Source organism: Microcoleus sp. PH2017_34_RAT_O_A, assembly GCF_020737885.1.
Taxonomy (GTDB): Bacteria; Cyanobacteriota; Cyanobacteriia; order Cyanobacteriales; family Microcoleaceae; genus Microcoleus.
Genome location: NZ_JAEQDD010000076.1, coordinates 28210 through 44433 on the forward strand (window position 1 = coordinate 28210; position 16224 = coordinate 44433).

Annotated in this window: 15 protein-coding genes; 8 read left to right on the forward strand and 7 right to left on the reverse strand. The window is 46.1% G+C overall.

The features are described from left to right. Window positions 1–121 precede the first annotated feature (121 nt). The gene (gene cobJ / locus JGK11_RS22780; RefSeq protein ID WP_293212989.1) at window positions 122–1936 is read right to left on the reverse strand and encodes a precorrin-3B C(17)-methyltransferase; all 1815 of its coding nucleotides are present in this window, start codon (window positions 1934–1936) and stop codon (window positions 122–124) included. An 882-nt stretch (window positions 1937–2818) separates the two neighbouring features. Between cobJ and JGK11_RS22785 the strand changes: the two genes are divergently transcribed. The 6 genes from JGK11_RS22785 to JGK11_RS22810 all read left to right on the forward strand — a co-directional run bounded on the left by JGK11_RS22785 (window position 2819) and on the right by JGK11_RS22810 (window position 9626). Further along, window positions 2819–4612, forward strand: coding sequence for an N-acetylmuramoyl-L-alanine amidase (locus JGK11_RS22785; RefSeq protein WP_293212991.1), 1794 nt, complete (start codon window positions 2819–2821; stop codon window positions 4610–4612). A 49-nt stretch (window positions 4613–4661) separates the two neighbouring features. Continuing rightward, window positions 4662–5057 (forward strand): SH3 domain-containing protein, encoded by a 396-nt coding sequence (locus JGK11_RS22790; protein ID WP_293185081.1) that lies wholly within the window; start codon window positions 4662–4664, stop codon window positions 5055–5057. 445 nt (window positions 5058–5502) lie between these two features. Then, the gene (gene cobW, locus JGK11_RS22795; RefSeq protein ID WP_293212993.1) at window positions 5503–6537 is read left to right on the forward strand and encodes a cobalamin biosynthesis protein CobW; all 1035 of its coding nucleotides are present in this window, start codon (window positions 5503–5505) and stop codon (window positions 6535–6537) included. Between the two features lie 216 nt (window positions 6538–6753). Further along, entirely contained in the window at window positions 6754–7725 is a 972-nt protein-coding gene (locus tag JGK11_RS22800) for a GTP-binding protein (RefSeq protein ID WP_293198291.1), read from the forward strand. Beyond that, entirely contained in the window at window positions 7713–8819 is a 1107-nt protein-coding gene (locus JGK11_RS22805; RefSeq protein WP_293185075.1) for a WD40 repeat domain-containing protein, read from the forward strand. The genes JGK11_RS22800 and JGK11_RS22805 overlap by 13 nt, the downstream gene beginning before the upstream one ends. 126 nt (window positions 8820–8945) lie before the next feature. After that, window positions 8946–9626 (forward strand): CADD family putative folate metabolism protein, encoded by a 681-nt coding sequence (locus JGK11_RS22810; RefSeq protein WP_293185074.1) that lies wholly within the window; start codon window positions 8946–8948, stop codon window positions 9624–9626. 138 nt (window positions 9627–9764) lie between these two features. Here the strand turns inward: JGK11_RS22810 and JGK11_RS22815 are convergent, their stop codons facing one another. Both JGK11_RS22815 and JGK11_RS22820 read right to left on the reverse strand, forming a co-directional pair. Further along, window positions 9765–10604 carry a metal ABC transporter permease gene (locus JGK11_RS22815; RefSeq protein WP_293185073.1) on the reverse strand — a complete coding sequence of 280 codons (840 nt, stop codon included), beginning with the start codon at window positions 10602–10604 and terminating at the stop codon, window positions 9765–9767. 133 nt (window positions 10605–10737) lie between these two features. Then, complete coding sequence (locus tag JGK11_RS22820; protein ID WP_293193084.1) at window positions 10738–11457, reverse strand: metal ABC transporter ATP-binding protein; 720 nt, start codon at window positions 11455–11457, stop codon at window positions 10738–10740. Window positions 11458–11545: 88 nt separating this feature from the next. Between JGK11_RS22820 and JGK11_RS22825 the strand changes: the two genes are divergently transcribed. Next, window positions 11546–12616, forward strand: coding sequence for a zinc ABC transporter substrate-binding protein (locus JGK11_RS22825; protein WP_293212995.1), 1071 nt, complete (start codon window positions 11546–11548; stop codon window positions 12614–12616). A 174-nt stretch (window positions 12617–12790) separates the two neighbouring features. On the opposite strand, the gene JGK11_RS22830 is transcribed toward JGK11_RS22825, so the two are convergent. Further along, window positions 12791–13051 (reverse strand): hypothetical protein, encoded by a 261-nt coding sequence (locus JGK11_RS22830; RefSeq protein WP_293185068.1) that lies wholly within the window; start codon window positions 13049–13051, stop codon window positions 12791–12793. 276 nt (window positions 13052–13327) lie between these two features. Beyond that, complete coding sequence (locus JGK11_RS22835) at window positions 13328–13495, reverse strand: metallothionein (RefSeq protein ID WP_293185067.1); 168 nt, start codon at window positions 13493–13495, stop codon at window positions 13328–13330. 142 nt (window positions 13496–13637) lie between these two features. Here JGK11_RS22835 and JGK11_RS22840 point away from each other — a divergent pair, with 142 nt between their 5' ends. Next, window positions 13638–14048, forward strand: a complete 411-nt coding sequence (locus tag JGK11_RS22840) for a metalloregulator ArsR/SmtB family transcription factor (protein WP_293193078.1) — start codon at window positions 13638–13640, stop codon at window positions 14046–14048. 193 nt (window positions 14049–14241) lie between these two features. Here the strand turns inward: JGK11_RS22840 and JGK11_RS22845 are convergent, their stop codons facing one another. Further along, window positions 14242–14442, reverse strand: coding sequence for a heavy-metal-associated domain-containing protein (locus JGK11_RS22845; protein ID WP_293146624.1), 201 nt, complete (start codon window positions 14440–14442; stop codon window positions 14242–14244). A gap of 277 nt (window positions 14443–14719) precedes the next feature. Then, window positions 14720–15571, reverse strand: coding sequence for a 3-deoxy-7-phosphoheptulonate synthase (aroF, locus tag JGK11_RS22850; protein ID WP_293212997.1), 852 nt, complete (start codon window positions 15569–15571; stop codon window positions 14720–14722). Window positions 15572–16224: the final 653 nt, after the last annotated feature.

The window sequence follows — 16224 nt, forward strand, 5'->3', positions numbered from 1 at the left end:
GCAATTTTAGCTATTTAGTGACTTAGTGTTAATAGCGCTATAGCGTCAATATGCCAGATTCTTTAGTCCGCGGAGGCGGACATCGTTTGTATAGCAGCGGTTTCAACCGCCGAGTTTTTTCTTATTTCTCGTACCTGCGCGGTGTGTAAACCCAAATATCTCCAAACTTCCGAGGAATAATCCGAGTTTGACTCGAACCGACAATTACTAAAGTTCTCATATCCGCGTCTTCCGGCTGGAATTCGCCAAGAGTACAAACGCGCACGGATTGGCCCGATCGCCCGAGGTTTCGCCCCAAGACAACTGGGGTTTTAGGATCGCGAGTTTCCAACAAAATCTCGATCGCCCTTTTTAATTGCCAAACCCGCTGTTTCGAGATTGGATTGTAGAATGCCATAACTAAATCCGCAGCAGCAGCAGCCGAAATCCGCTGTTCTATGACCTCCCAAGGCTTGAGAATATCCGAAAGCGAAATCACACAAAAATCGTGCCCGAGAGGTGCTCCGATCGCAGCAGCGGCCGCCTGCATGGCAGAAATCCCCGGTGCTACCCGAATGTCGATGCCTTCCCATTCGGGTTTAGCGTCAAAGTCGATCGCCTCAAACACCGCCGCAGCCATCGCAAAAATCCCCGGATCTCCCGACGAAACCACGGCGACGGATTTACCGGATGCTGCTAAATCTAAAGCAAAACGCGCGCGATCGATCTCTTCCCGGTTGTCGGAATCGTGCCTGTTTTGTCCTTCCCGCAGAGTTCCGGCTAAGTCGAGATAGAACTTGTAACCCACCCAATCCGTGGCTTCCCGCAGAATTTCCTTAACTTCCGGGGACATCCAGGGTGCGCCTCCGGGGCCCGTACCGACGATCGCCAGTTTGCCGCGACTAACGCCGATCGCACTTGGATCGATCGGTTCGGTAGCAAGTGCGATCGCGCAACTAAAGGCGTTTGTGCGATCGTATGCGATTAACTGACTGTTTGCACCCGCTGCTGTCAGGCTAATTTGGGCGGCGGTGACATCAAAACTGGAATTATATTGTATTAATTTAACTGTGTCGAATTCCACAAGTTCGGGAAGATTCAAAAAACGGACTGGCACTTTAAAAAATTGGCTAATTGCTTCTAAAGTCGGATTTCCCATATCATGTTTTAAGGCAAAAAATCCGGCAACCGAGGCTGCTGCTAAATCTGCGTTTTCTAAGATTTGCTGCACGTAGGAAATTGCTATTTCCGGCTCAACATAGGATAGATTTGTAAGTGCAAATGCTGCAATTTGCGGGTGGTAAACTAAACAGTCGGGCGTCGGTACAATGGCTTTTTCGGTGACGCGGATGGTTAATTTGGCTTCGGGGGCGATCCTCTCCGTTGGCGTAGCCCCCGTAGGGGCGGGCTGCGCTAACGGCAAATTGCTCTCGGAAAGCCAGTTAGCAGCCCCTTCTAGCTGTACTTTCGCCCCAGCGAGCAAATTTGAAATAAAAGTCTTCGCGTCCTCTGGATTCGCCAAATAATAGCCTTGGGGAGGACTCAGCAGCGCCGTGCGAAACCGGATATCTCCCGTCGTCGTGATGGCGGGTTGTACGCCGAGGGCTGCGGCAATTTCTCTGGCCAAGTCGTTGACTCCGTGCAAACCTCCTAGCAGCGGTACAACGGCGCTTCCGTCTTCGGCGACGGCTAAGACTGGGGGTTCGGCGCGTTTGTCTGACAGCAGCGGGGCGAGGGTGCGGATGATGATTCCGGCGGCGCAGATGGCGATGATTGGGGTTTCTGTGGCGAATAGTTCTCGCAAGGTTTCGCCGAAGTTGCTAAAGTTGATATCTGTGTCGGATGTGCGATCGACTAAACCGTAAATCTGGGAACCTGGGAAGACTTTGGAGATTGTTTTGGCGATCGCTAGGCTGTTTTGACCTAGGATAATTATTGCGGGCGGAAGTCGATTCACGGTTTTATATATGGCTGTGTTTGGATTGGTTTGATTATTTTAATCTGTTGTTACTGAAATAAAACATATTTGACGAACCGCGAAGGCGCGTTAGGCGAAGCCGCGCGTAAGCGCTAGGGCGCGAAGGATGAGTAAGAAAAGAAGAAAGATATAGAAGAAGTTTATTTTTTTTTCTTCTCTATCAGTGTCACCGAATAGCAAGGGTTTGAAGCCCCAGCATGAAGGCAGATTGTGATAAGAACGGAGTTTAAATCTCCGCTTTTATCACTTCGCTGTCAACTGTCAACTGTCAACTGTCAACTGTTTAAAGGCATCTTGCCTGTGAATTTCTGAGATTAGTTGATTTTACCAACTTTGCCTTTAATATCCAGTTTATTGTTCTGTAAATTATTTAATTTGCGATCGTAAGTTGCGACAGTTATGGGAGTTGTATAGCGGATCTAGCGAAAGATTAGCGAACGTTGTTGGTAAGAGGACTCTATACGTTTAAGCGGTTATATAAGCTGTCAGTCATACCTCATCTTTTTGAGAAAGGCTATATGAATGAACTGATGAGAAGATTGAAGGGGTGGTTGTGTAGTTTCTTGATTGATGTTTCTCAGGTGCGATCGCCCAATTGCACCTACAAACCTGATAAACTGGGGCCTGTATAGTAAATAGGACTTATATCATGTCCGGTCAATTAACCAAAATAAGTAAGGTTCGGTTCGTAGTGCGGACTAAAGTCCGCTTTCTGGCTGCGGACTAAAGTCCGCACTACAAACCTTTTTTGTGATAGTCATTGACTGGATATGATATTACACCTAACCCTCATCAACCGGGTTTCTTAGCCGAAGTTCGAGTATAAATAACCAACCGAGTCTCAATTAGTTGCGTTTTAGAATGAGAAAATTTTTAGCATTAGTTGTGTTTGGGATGATACTTGCCCTCTCTTCTGTAGCTGTGGCCGCTCAACCTTTGTCCGTCGCTTATCCTCCCGCCAACCACAAAACGATCGCCGATCGCATTTTTCTGATCGGTACAGCCCCGCCAACCGGACAAGTATCGGTAAATGGCCAGCAAATTGCGCGCACCGCCGCCGGCCATTTCGCCCCGACTTTTCCCCTGCAAATCGGCGAAAATGTCTTTAGCTTGCGTTACCAAAATCAGCAAGTTCTTCTTAAGGTGACGCGCGAGTCTAATCAGCCACAAGTCCCCGCAGGCTTGGCTTTTGCAAAAGATTCCCTGACGCCGAAAGTCGATGTAGCCAGTTTACCGGGGGAATATATCTGCTTCGGCGCGATCGCTCCGGCGAATGCGCGAGTTGCGGTAAAATTGGCTGGCGTTGATATTCCTCTCAAAGCGCGATCGCAAGTCGAACTCCCCGACAACAAATCTGTCTTGTTAGGCGAAAACTCCCCCATTAAAAAAGGCAGTAGCGAACAGTATCAAGGCTGCGCTAAAACCCCGGAAAATTCCGGTGAATCTAAGGCAGAAAAAATAGATTTGGGAGTGCCAATATTTTATCTAACAATGAACGATAAAATCATCACTCAACCAGGTACTGGCAAGATTTCTATCCTCTCTCCAGCCGAGTTGGAAGTAGCAGAAGTCACAGCAGATCCGGGTGTTGCTAGAACCGGGGCGAGTACGGATTTCTCTCGGATGACACCGCTGCCGAAGGGAACTCGCGCCACAGTTATCGGGCGCGAGGGAGAATGGATTCGGCTCGATTACGGCGCTTGGATTAAAGCATCTGAGGTGCGAATTGTCAAGGATGCGGTGCCTGCGCGATCGATTATTCGCAGCGCCAAATCGCGTCAAGTTTCTGGCTGGACAGAAGTTTTATTCCCCTTAGAAATACCAGTCCCAGTCACGGTACAAGAAGGTGAACGCACTTTTACTTTAACTCTGTACAATACCACCGCTCAAACTGACATTATTCGCCTCGACGATGACCCGGTAATTTCGCGTTTGGCATGGCAACAAATCTCGCCACAACAAGTACAATATACTTTCAATCTCAAATCTGCCCAGCAGTGGGGATATAAATTGAGATACGAAGGCACAACTTTAGTGCTGTCTTTAAAACACCCGCCAGCCAATACAAGCGGGGTGCCGATTTCATCAGAAAAACCGCTGTCAGGAATTAAGATTCTGATCGATCCGGGACACGGCGGCCCGCAGGATTCCGGGGGGGTTGGCCCTACAGGCTACCGCGAGAAAACAGTAGCTTTAATTGTGTCGAAATTGGTGCGGGAGGAATTGGTAAATCGGGGCGCAAATGTGGTAATGACGCGGGTGGAAGATGTCGATTTGGATTTGCCGCCGAGGGTGGAAATGATTCAAAAAGAAGAACCTGCGATCGCAATTTCGATACACTACAATGCTTTGCCAGATAACGGCGACGCGATAAATACCAAAGGCGTCGGCGCTTTCTGGTTTCACCCGCAAGCGCACAGTTTGGGAATGTTTTTGCACAATTATTTAGTTGCAAAACTGAACCGTCCGAGCTATGGTATATTCTGGAACAATCTAGCGATGACTCGTCCTGCCGTTGCTCCATCTGTTTTAATGGAATTGGGATTTATGATCAATCCCGAAGAGTTTGAATGGATTGTGAATCCGACAGAACAGCAGAAGTTAGCTTCTGCCATTGCCCAAGGCATTACCGAATGGTTTGCTTCGGTAAAATAACATTTCGCAGTAAGGACTTCAGTCCTTCCAACCCAAGGAGATTAAATAAATGTTGAGTTTGAGTCAATCAAAAGCCTTTTTCATTGCAGCCGCCTTTGCAAGTTTTAGTTTTTCACTTTACAGCTTTCCAGTTTTCGGGAAAGAGCAAAGTCTTTCGCCGGAAAAAGTAGAAGCTTTAAAAAAGCAAACTCAATGCTCGTTTATTACAGGTGAAGGCGGCCCGGTTAACATTCGCAAAGGCCCCGGCAATAAGTACCCAGTTGTAGCTAAACTCAAAAGAGGAGACGGAGTTCGGGCTGTTAGCAGACAAGGTAGTTGGGTGAAAATTGCGGCCCGAACTTCTGGGAATGCTCCTAATGAAACTTTTACAATCCTTGACGGTTGGGTGAACAATAAATTTATCAATGGTTGTTCCGAAGACCAATTTGATAGATGGCGGAAATAGATTCGGTACTCTAAGGAATGAAAATTAAATAACTTACACGCTCGATGATTGTTGTGGGATGGGCGTCCCGCCCGTCCTTTCTGCACGGGCGGGACGCCCATCCCACAAATTTGCTTAAGTTATTTAGCGCTCTAGGTCAAAGAGCGCTGAAGCGCAACTACGTACCCTTATCAATCTGAAGACCAATTTGATACATGGCGCAAATAGATTCAGTCTTCGATAAAAGTTTCACAATACTTCTGAGGTATGTAGTTGCGCTTCAGCGCTCTAGGTCAAAGAGCGCTGAAGCGCAACTACGTACCCTTATTTAATAAGCCTCGTACAAATATTTTTATGATACAATAAAGAGGTTTGCTAAGAGTTGATTGAATCCTAACTCCAACTTATTTTCACTCTTGTCTTTCTATAAAGTGTCATACTCTAAAAACTCAATTGGTAATTAATAATGCACAAGATTCCTGTTACAGTGATCACTGGTTTTCTCGGTAGCGGCAAAACCACCCTAATTCGCCATTTATTGCAAAACAATCAAGGCCGCCGCATTGCTGTTTTAGTTAACGAATTTGGCGAAATCGGAATAGATGGAGAATTGCTGCGCGATTGCCAAGTTTGCGATGAAGAAGAAACTGTCACCAGCAATATTGTCGAATTAACTAATGGTTGTCTTTGCTGCACTGTGCAAGAGGAATTCTTGCCGACTATGCAGGAATTGTTGAAGCGCAAAGACCAAATTGATTGTATCTTAATCGAGACTTCGGGCCTCGCACTTCCTAAGCCTTTGATTCAAGCTTTTCGCTGGCCGGAAATTCGCACGGGCGCTACAGTTGACGGTGTGGTTGCGGTTGTTGATTGCGAGGCTGTGGCTAGCGGTACTTTTGTTGGCGATATCGATGCTTTGATGGCGCAGCGAGAGGCTGATTCGAGTTTGGATCACGAAACGCCGATCGAGGAATTGTTTGAAGATCAGTTGGCCTGTGCCGATATGGTACTGTTGACGAAGGTCGATCGCGTAGATGCGGAAACTCACCAGAAAGTTCAAACCTGGTTGCAGCAAGAGTTACGCCCGAGTGTGAAAATTGTGCCTTGCAAGGCTGGCGAAATTAACCCGGATGTGCTGTTGGGATTTAATGCAGCAGTTGAGGATGATTTGGAGTCTCGCCCGAGTCACCACGACACGGAAGAGGAACACGAGCACGATGATGATATTAACTCGACTTTCTTTATTGCCGATCGCGAATTTGAACCAGAAGCTTTGGTGAAAAAGCTGCAAGCCTTGATGCAGCAGGAAGAAATTTATCGGATTAAGGGGTTTGTGGCGGTTCCCAAGAAACCGATGCGGATGGTGTTGCAAGGTGTTGGCGATCGCATAGAATGTTTTTACGATCGCCCTTGGCAACCTTCGGAACTCCGTCAAACCAAGCTGGTGCTGATCGGCAAAGAGTTGGAGCGCGATCGAATTGCAGCTATGATTGGTAATTAATTGTCTGGAGTCATCGGTCATACCTACAAAGGTTCGTAGTGAGGAATGCAAGTCCTTGTTCTATGGATGCGGACTTGCATTCCTCACTACCACCTGCACAATCCGACAGGCTCTGGCGAACAATTTATTAACATTATTTAATATTGTTGCTGCTGCCAACAAGTGTAGGCTAAACTAGCGACAATGGTTATCATTCTACAAAACTAGAGGTAAAATATGGTTACTGCTGGAGCGATCGAATCAGTTCCCGTGACCGTTCTCACAGGCTATCTGGGTGCAGGTAAAACTACGCTACTCAACCACATTTTAACACAAGAGCACGGCAAAAAAGTTGCAGTCATCGTCAACGAATTCGGCGAAGTAGGCATCGACAACCAACTCATCATTGATGCCGACGAAGAAATTTTTGAGATGAACAACGGCTGCATTTGCTGTACAGTCCGAGGCGACTTAATTCGGATTATCGGCAACTTGATGAAGCGGCGCCAAAAATTTGACCACATAGTCATCGAAACCACAGGTTTAGCCGACCCCGCACCCGTAATTCAGACATTCTTTGTAGACGAAGATATGCGGGATCAACTGCTGCTAGATGCAGTAGTCACTGTCGTTGATGCCAAGCACGTATGGCAACATTGGGATGCCGAAGAAGTTCAAGAACAAATTGCCTTTGCTGACGTGGTTTTGCTGAACAAGACCGATTTAGTAAGTGCGGAAGAATTGGCAGAATTAGAAAAAAGAATTCGCGCCATGAATGCAATAGCAAAAATCCACCGCACTCATAACGCAGAACTAGAAATTGATGCCTTGTTGGGCGTCCAAGCATTTGATTTGAACCGGGCATTAGAAATCGAACCCGACTTTTTGGGCGTACACGTTCACGAACATGATGCAACAGTAAAATCAATGGCAATAGTAGAATCTGGTGCTGTTGATGGCGACAAATTTAGTGATTGGATTGGCGAATTATTGCGAACTCAAGGCACAGATATCTTTCGGACAAAAGGCATTTTAAATGTATCTGGACAAGAAAAGCGCTTTGTTTTTCAAGGAGTACATATGCTGTTCGATGGCAGACCGGATCGAGCTTGGAAAGATAGCGAAACTCCGAAAAATGAACTCGTATTCATTGGCAGGAACTTAAATGAAACTCAATTGCGAGAGGATTTCCGTCGGTGTCTAGTGTAAAAGAAACGGGTAAAAAAAAGAGCAGCCACGGTGAGCTAATTCTGCAATTTCACGCTCAAGAAATGCTATCTGATTACGTAACTGCTGTTACTTGGTCGCCGGATGGTAAAACTTTAGCAGTTTGTTCTGCTGCGGGCGAAGTGATGTTGGCGACAGTAGGGGCAGTTAACAAATTGTCCTTACAACCGCTGCAAAGTGCCACAGGAAAATCGGCAGATTGTTTGTCTTTTTCGGCAGACAGTCAATTCCTAGCTGCGGGCGGACAAGATGGACGAGTGCGAATTTGGCGCGTTAATTCTGGGGAATTAATTGCTGATTTGGATAACAAGCGCGTCTGGGTTGATAAGTTAGCTTGGAGTCCCCACTGCAATCATTTAGCTTTTAGTATGGGCCGCTGCGTTCAAATCTGGAATGCTGATGATAATGTTGTGGAAGTAACGCTGAATTTCGACTCGTCATCTATTCTAGATTTAGCATGGCATCCGATTGTTCAATACCTGGCAGTTAGCGGCTATCAAGGTGTTAAAGTTTGGAGTGGCGATGACTGGGACGAAGACCCAGAATTTTTATCAGTACCGTCTGCAACAGGTGCAATTGCTTGGTCGCCGCAAGGGCAATATTTAGCTTGTGGCAATATGGACAATACTCTAATTGTTAGTGAATGGGGTAATTTGGAACCGTGGGTAATGCAGGGTTTTCCGGGGAAGGTTCGGGAGTTGGCTTGGTCGGATCAAACTAATTCTTTGGGTGCACCTTTGTTGGCTGCTTCGAGTTCTCAAGGTGTTTCTGTTTGGGACAGAGATGCTGATGAAAGTGTCGGTTGGGAAGGTTGGGCCCTAGAGGTGCATGAAAATGTCGTAAGTGCGATCGCCTTTCAACCTAACACATTTTTATTAGCTTCTGCATCCGCAGACGGTCAAGTTTGTTTGTGGTATGAAGCAGCACAATTGCTGCAAGTTCTAGAAGGTGCACAGGGCGGTTTTTCGTGTCTCGCATGGCATCCTGACGGTCAATTTCTGGCGGCTGGCGGGAATGGCGGCGAATTGGTGGTTTGGTCAAAGTCTATGCGCGGCCACGGGTTCGGGCGGCGCTAAGTTGGCATAACGGGCGATCGCGCCATTGTTGCAAAAACATAAACAATTGAAAACTTGGTATTGACAAAATCCCAAATTACCATAACATTTTAGTGGCTGCACAATCCTTAAGGGCGATCGACAATTATGACTCAACAGCAATTTCTCGAACAACTCAACAGCATCCTCGACCAAAACCACCTGCTGAAACATCCGTTCTACCAAATGTGGAACGAAGGTAAACTCGACATCGCAATGCTGCAAGAGTACGCACAAGAATACTACCTGCAAGTTCACAACTTCCCCACCTACGTCAGCGCCACCCACGCCGCCTGTGACGACATCAAAATTCGTCAAATGCTCCTCGAAAACCTCATAGAAGAAGAAAGAGGCGCCGCAAATCACCCCGAATTGTGGCTGCGCTTTGCCGAAGGTTTGGGTTTAGATAGAAATGCAGTTCTCGAACGCGAACATTTAGAAAAAACCACCGAATCCGTCCGCATTCTCAAAGACTTAGCGCGCAGCGAATCTCCCGCCAAAGGTTTAGCCGCCCTCTACGCTTACGAAGCACAAATCCCCGAAGTTTCCACAACCAAAATCGCTGGTTTAAAGGAATTTTACGGCATCGATTCACAAGCTGCTTTGTCTTTCTTTCAAGTTCACGAAAAAGCCGACGAGTTCCACTCGGAAGCCACCCGCGAAGCGCTGTTACAAGTTTGTGAAACTGAAGAAGCACAACAAGAAGCACTGTTAGCCGCCCAGAAAGCAACTTTTGCTCTTAACTTACTGCTTGATGGCGTTTATGAAACCTATTGTCAAGCTAAGTAAGCTTCAGTTGACAGTTGACAGTTGACAGTTGACAGTTGACAGCTTCTTTCTGGTAAAAAAGGCATATTTGTAGGGCGGGTTTAGCTAGTGATTGTGACACTCGCAAACAATCTCAGAACAAAACCCGCCCGCCCTCGCTCATTTTCCTCTCTTTCTTGTCAAAATTCCTTGACTGGGACTGAACAGCAAAGCCATTAAAAATAATCCAAAAACAACTAATACAATTGCCGCACCAGATGGCATATTAAAATAATAGCTAAGATACATTCCAGTCACACTAGCTGTAATTCCAATAATTGCGCCCAATCCCATCATTAAATGTAACTCTTTTACCAACAAATACGCCGTAATTCCTGGCCCGATTAATAGCGAAATTACTAACAGTGCGCCCACAGTTTGCAAACTAGCCACCACCGTCAGTGTAATCGCCGAAATCATCCCCAAGTAAATCCAGTTTACAGGCAAACCAGACGCCTGTGCTCCTAGCGGGTCGAAGGTATAGAATAGCAGTTCTTTGTAAAAGATTTTAACTGCGACCAAAATAATTACAGTTATCATAAAAGTCTGCTGTACGTCAGACGGTGCAACTGACAATATATTCCCGAACAAAAACCCGTCTAAGTCTAGTTTTGTTGTCCGCAAGACGCTAATTAAGGTGACGCTAATTGCTAAAAATGTAGATAAAATTAATGCCATAACAGCATCTATTTTAATCCGGGATTGCGATTGAATCCATGCCATAATTACGGCGCTGATGATTCCTGATATAAATGCGCCGATGGAAATATTGAAACCTAAAGAAAATGCCACTGGCAGTCCTGCTAATACTGAATGGGCAATCATGTCTACCATCATTCCCATTTGTTGTACAATTAAGTATGAGCCGACAACGGCGCACACAATTCCTAGCAAAATGCCGACGGCGATCGCATTTCGCATGAACTCGAATTTGAGCGGCTCAATTAGTATGTTTAACATTTAATTACTTACCTCAATAATCTTATTGTTTTAACCGCAGATAGAGGCAGATGAACACAGATAAACGCAGATATAAGATAATTATCTGCGTTTATTTGCGTTCATCTGCGGTTAAAAATAAATCTTTTTCCAGTCACGCGGAAACTAAACTTAAATCGTATCCATAGGCTTTTTGAATATTGGCGGCGGTGAGGACTTCCCGGCAGGAACCTGTGGCAATTAACTGCTTGTTGAGCAATAATAAATTATCGTATTGTTTTAAAGTTTCGCCTAAATCGTGGCTGATTACTAGCAATGTTTTGTTTTCAGCTTTGAGTTCGGCAAAAATATCGAAGATAATCTCTTCTGTGGCTTTGTCGATCGCACTAAAGGGCTCGTCGAAGAAGAATAAGTCGGCTTGTTGGGCGATCGATCTTGCTAAAAATATGCGCTGCTGCTGTCCCCCGGAGAGTTCGCCAATTTGTCGATCGCGCAAATCCCACATTCCCACCCGCAGCAAAGCAGCTTTGACTAATTCTTGCGACTGCTTCGAGGGAGTGCGAAACCAACCAGTCTGGACAGTCCGCGCCATCATCACCGCATTGTGCACCGTAATTGGATAATCCCAGTCAATTTGCGATCGTTGCGGCACGTAAGCCACCCGCGATAACTGTTCCTTCAACAACCGCCCCTGATATTTTACTATCCCCCGACAAGCCGGAATCAATCCCAGCATCGCCTTCACCATCGTGCTTTTCCCCGCGCCGTTGGGCCCGAAGACACCAGTTAACTGTCCCGGATCTAACTGAAAATTCACGCCGTTGAGGGCCGAAATTCCTCGATAATTCACAGCCAAGTCTTGCACTTCTAACATAATTCCAGATTTTGAGAACGATTCTTATTTCTAGCTACTACAATAGGATAACTCTAAAAGTAATAACGATTATCGTTCCAAAGGTGAAATGTTAAAAAACTTGACGGAAAAAAGCAGCAGATTGTGCGGTGTGGCGGTTTTGGCGATCGCCTGCGGACTGGTTGGGTGCACTTCGGGTTCCAAAACCAGCAAGCCGGCGCCGGAGAGTCCCGCCACCACTCAAACTCAAGCAACTCCCGCCACCAATTTGCCAAAAGTGGTAGCTACGACTGGTGTCATCTGCGACATTACTAAGGAAATTGCTCAAAGTTCGATCGACACCACCTGTCTAATCGAACCCGGAGAAGACCCCCACGCCTACCAAACCAAGCCAGAAGACCGCAAAGTCATTGAAACAGCAAATCTAATTTTATACGGCGGCTACAACCACGAACCCAGCATCATTAAATTAATTAAATCCAGCAGTAATTCCGCACCCAAAATCGCCGTACACGAACTCGCCGTTCCCAAACCGTTGATGGGCGAACACGAACACGGGAAAGAGAAAGAACAAGAAAAGTCCCACGCCACCGAAGAAAAAGTCCCCGATCCTCACGTTTGGCACAATCCTAAAAATGGTATCCGCATGGTAGAAACAATTCGCGATGAATTGATCAAAGTTTCCCCAAGCAATGCTCAACTATATACCACAAATGCCACAAAATTAACAGATGATTTAGCCAAAATAGATACTTGGATTAAAGCACAAATAGCGACAATTCCTGCCCAAAAACGCAAATTAGTTACAACTCACGATGCCCTGAGTTACTATGCCAATGCTTACGGATTAGAGATTGCGGGAGTTTTGCAGGGAGTGACAACAGAGGAACAGCCCACAGCCGCCAGAATTGCCGAATTATCATCAGAAATTAAGACAGCAGGAGTTCCGACAATTTTTGTAGAAACCACGACTAATCCGAAATTAATGCAGACTGTAGCGAGGGAAGCAAATGTCAAAATTTCCGACAAAGAACTTTATAGCGACGAGTTGGGCGGCCGAGGTACTGGCGCTGATACCTATGAAGGAATGCTAAAAACTAATACTTGTGCAATTACCTCCGGCCTCGGCGGCAATTGTACTCGGTTTGCAGGAGAAGTAGCACCAACTTCTAAACCATAGAAAAGTCGGCGGTTGAAACCGCGTCTAGACAAACAAAAACCGCCTCCGCGGTTTGAAGACAGTTAAAATTATATTATTTTCTTTACACCGCGGAGGCGGTCGCGCTCGCGAACTCGAAGTGCGGACTTGGTTTTTATAGGTGTGGTTTCAACCGCCGTCTTATCTGCGATGAATTTAAGGCAAATTGCCGTCATCGGTACTGGGGGGTTTTTGTCCAATTCCCAATTGCTTCTTAGACGATTTTAAGTCTTTCCAAAGCGCCTTAATATCTTTATAGGCTTTCTCGGCGCTAATTTTACCCCCTGTTTCCAGAGAGCAAATATAAGTTATTTTCTGAGCAAATTCCTGCAAGTTGGCATTAAACGCCAAGTTTTCAGGCGTGAAATCACCGTAGTAGCGACTGCGAGGATGTAAAAAATCTTCCCGCTCTTTCATTGCCCCCTCCTAATTCAACTTTTGGTTCTGTCTCTGCTATTAATAGTAGTCTTTGCACTTAGTATTGCGACGCTAACTTACTTTGATTGTATTCCCCAGGTAACAATTGTGATTTTTCCCTGTGTACTTAGTCGATTAAACTACTTTTAACCTTTGATTACCCGTATTTTAACCTCAATTTAACCTAAAAACACAAAAATTGGGAAATGCGCTGTTCGCATCTCCCCTTAGATATATTTTTACAGAGGTTCCTTAACCTTTTCGGAATCGGAATATTTATTTGCTGCACTCGCAGCCGATGTGGCCGCAGCCGCTACCGTTGGGGTGTCCGTCAGCGCAAGCAGTCGAACAGTAGGATTTGCCGCTTTTTTCGATCGCTTCAGTGAGGCTGACAACGCACAAACAAGAAGGGCACGCGCATTTCATTTGGGTGACAGTGGTCATTTTAAATTCTCCTGGTGTGTTTCGCTCTATTAATATCTGAACATATATTCAGATATATGTCAAGGAGATGTAAAAGTTTTGTAACAAAAGGTGGGTCGATCGCGCTAATATGAAAATGAGAATTAAAATCAGCCGGGAAAAGATGTCACCGAAGTCTGCGGTTAACGGAGCGATAAGTCAGCCTGACCAAGAAAACGATACACCAACCTGCGGGCGATCGCACGTAGTTGAAAGTTCACGGGTTGGAGACATCCAAACACAAGTGCTGAACACAGCAAAAGCCCAGCGGATGGCAGAGTTTTTCAGTCTTTTGGGAGATGCGAACCGCTTGCGATTACTGTCGGTGTTAGCAAATCAAGAATTGTGCGTGTGCGACTTGGCGGCGGCTTTGAGCATGAGCGAATCGGCTGTATCGCACCAGTTGCGGGCGTTGCGGGCGATACGGTTGGTAAGTTATCGCAAAGTTGGCAGACAAGTTTTTTATAGTTTACTCGATCGGCACGTTTTAGAACTTTACCAAGCAGTCGCCGAACATTTGGACGAAGAATCTTAATTAGTCAGTTGTTGGTTGTCAGTTGTCAGTTGTCAGTTGTCAGTTGTCTATGCGCGGATGCTGTAGGGGCGAGTTCACCAACATCTATGATGCACATCCAGAATATGTGTAAACTCGCCCTCCCCAACCAAAGATTCATGCAAGCGATTATCTGTACATCAGCCCTGACTGCCAACCAGGGGTTATCCTACTATTAGGCTTCTAGAACAGTGTGACCGGAAGCAACCACAGCTTGTTTAATAGACTCTTCCGAGGCTTTAGCTTCCACAGTCACAGTCTTGGCCGCTAAATCCACATCAATCTTAGCTTCCGGTTCCACGGTTTTGATGGCTTCGGTAATAGTGTTTCCGCAGCCGGAACAGACGATCGAGGGAACATGAAGTTTGAGTGCCATAATTAAGCGATATCTTGTAGATGACAGGATTGATTCTGCTTTTATTTTAATCAAATTTCGGTTTTTGGGACAGGCTAGAAGCCCATCCCACAAGAAAAAAAATTTGTGGGATGGGCTAGAAGTCTGTTTTTGGGACGGGCTAGAAGCCCATCCCACAAGAAAAAAAAGTTTGTGGGATGGGCTTCTAGCCCGTCCAACTTTTCTTGAAAGAAATATTAAGTCCAATGACTAATGACTAATGACTAATGACCAATAACCAATGACTAATGACTAATAACTAATGACTAATAACTAATGACTTAGCCTCCGGTACGAACCGCCCGACGGCCGCCGCCACAGGCCGCAAACTTGCGACTAAATCAATCATATCCGGCAAAGAAAGAGCTTGCCGCGCGTCAGAAACCGATTTTTCCGGTTGCGGGTGACACTCAACAATTAACCCGTCAGCACCGCAAGCAACCGCTGCTTTTGCTAGAGGTGCGACTAATTCTCGCTTGCCGGCGGCGTGAGAAGGATCTACAATTACTGGCAAATGAGTTAACTGTTTTAGCGCTACGACTGTACCTAAATCTAAGACATTGCGGGTGTAATTGTCGAAGCTGCGGATGCCTCTTTCGCACAGAACTACATCGGGATTTCCGTGGCTGAGAATGTATTCGGCGGCCATCACAAATTCTTCAATCGTGGCTGACAAACCGCGTTTTAGTAAGACTGGTTTTCCGGCTTGACCGATCGCCTTTAGTAACTCGAAGTTTTGCATATTGCGACTGCCTACTTGCAGCATATCAGCATAGGCGACAACCGGATCGATTTGGGCGATCGACATTACCTCTGTCACCACGGGTAAACCGTAACGCCGGCTGACATCAGCTAAAATTTCCAGTCCCTCAATTCCCATCCCCTGGAAAGCGTAGGGAGAAGTGCGGGGTTTGTAGACTCCCCCCCGCAAAGCCTGCACCGGTGCGACTGAGAGTTTGCTGGCGACTGTCTCCATTTGTTCTGAACTTTCGACGGTACAGGGCCCACCGACGATTAACAATTCTGTGCCGCCGACTGAGACGGTTTCGGATAGTTTGACAATAGTTTGGTGTTCGGGATGAGATTTGGTTGCGAGTTTGGCTTCTAACATGATGGAATTCTCCTAAAAAATCGAGTGATTGGTTGACAATAAAAAACCCGGAACCTTTAAGGAGTTCCGGGTTGGCGCGAAAAGACAGCACGACAATTTACCCAGAACTCCTGCGGGGCCAAAAATAAAAGCCGTAATACCAGTTACTGAATAATGTCATTGCTGTTTTCGCTTGCGATGATTGGTGGTTGAGACAAGAAGCTAGAAAAAACAAAACCGCAGGTGTTAGTCTGCGGTTCGCCCGGATGTTCACAGTAAGCTGTAAATTCACTCCGGGCGAACTTGGGGATGCCAAAAATAAAAATAGCTGTTGGTTGCGAACATCATGTGAAGTGCTGGGATTTGTGAATTAAACACAATACTATTCGTTAGTCTAGCAAAGAGTGGTAGGAATGTCAAGACCTTTTTGCAACAGGTAGGGACACGGCACTGCCGTGTCCCTAATAAAGGTATGTTGTTGCGCTTGAGCGCTCTTTGAGATATATGAGAAAGAGCGCTGAAGCGCAACTACGTACCTTTTAGTCCCAGCCTCCGTCTCGATCGCACAATTGAGTTAATCTCTGATTGGGCGATCGATCGTATTCCCTCAATTACTCGTATTTTGATACATCTCTCAAAGAGCGCTGAAGCGCAACTACGTACCAAAGAGAGCG

Bases quoted from the DNA above. Each gene is read 5' to 3' on its own strand.
- JGK11_RS22785 (WP_293212991.1), top strand. From the start codon at position 2,819: ATGAGAAAATTTTTAGCATTAGTTGTGTTTGGGATGATACTTGCCCTC.
- JGK11_RS22790 (WP_293185081.1), top strand. From the start codon at position 4,662: ATGTTGAGTTTGAGTCAATCAAAAGCCTTTTTCATTGCAGCCGCCTTT.
- cobW (WP_293212993.1), top strand. From the start codon at position 5,503: ATGCACAAGATTCCTGTTACAGTGATCACTGGTTTTCTCGGTAGCGGC.
- JGK11_RS22800 (WP_293198291.1), top strand. From the start codon at position 6,754: ATGGTTACTGCTGGAGCGATCGAATCAGTTCCCGTGACCGTTCTCACA.
- JGK11_RS22810 (WP_293185074.1), top strand. From the start codon at position 8,946: ATGACTCAACAGCAATTTCTCGAACAACTCAACAGCATCCTCGACCAA.
- JGK11_RS22815 (WP_293185073.1), bottom strand. From the start codon at position 10,604: ATGTTAAACATACTAATTGAGCCGCTCAAATTCGAGTTCATGCGAAAT.
- JGK11_RS22820 (WP_293193084.1), bottom strand. From the start codon at position 11,457: ATGTTAGAAGTGCAAGACTTGGCTGTGAATTATCGAGGAATTTCGGCC.
- JGK11_RS22825 (WP_293212995.1), top strand. From the start codon at position 11,546: ATGTTAAAAAACTTGACGGAAAAAAGCAGCAGATTGTGCGGTGTGGCG.
- JGK11_RS22830 (WP_293185068.1), bottom strand. From the start codon at position 13,051: ATGAAAGAGCGGGAAGATTTTTTACATCCTCGCAGTCGCTACTACGGT.
- JGK11_RS22835 (WP_293185067.1), bottom strand. From the start codon at position 13,495: ATGACCACTGTCACCCAAATGAAATGCGCGTGCCCTTCTTGTTTGTGC.
- JGK11_RS22840 (WP_293193078.1), top strand. From the start codon at position 13,638: ATGTCACCGAAGTCTGCGGTTAACGGAGCGATAAGTCAGCCTGACCAA.
- JGK11_RS22845 (WP_293146624.1), bottom strand. From the start codon at position 14,442: ATGGCACTCAAACTTCATGTTCCCTCGATCGTCTGTTCCGGCTGCGGA.
- aroF (WP_293212997.1), bottom strand. From the start codon at position 15,571: ATGTTAGAAGCCAAACTCGCAACCAAATCTCATCCCGAACACCAAACT.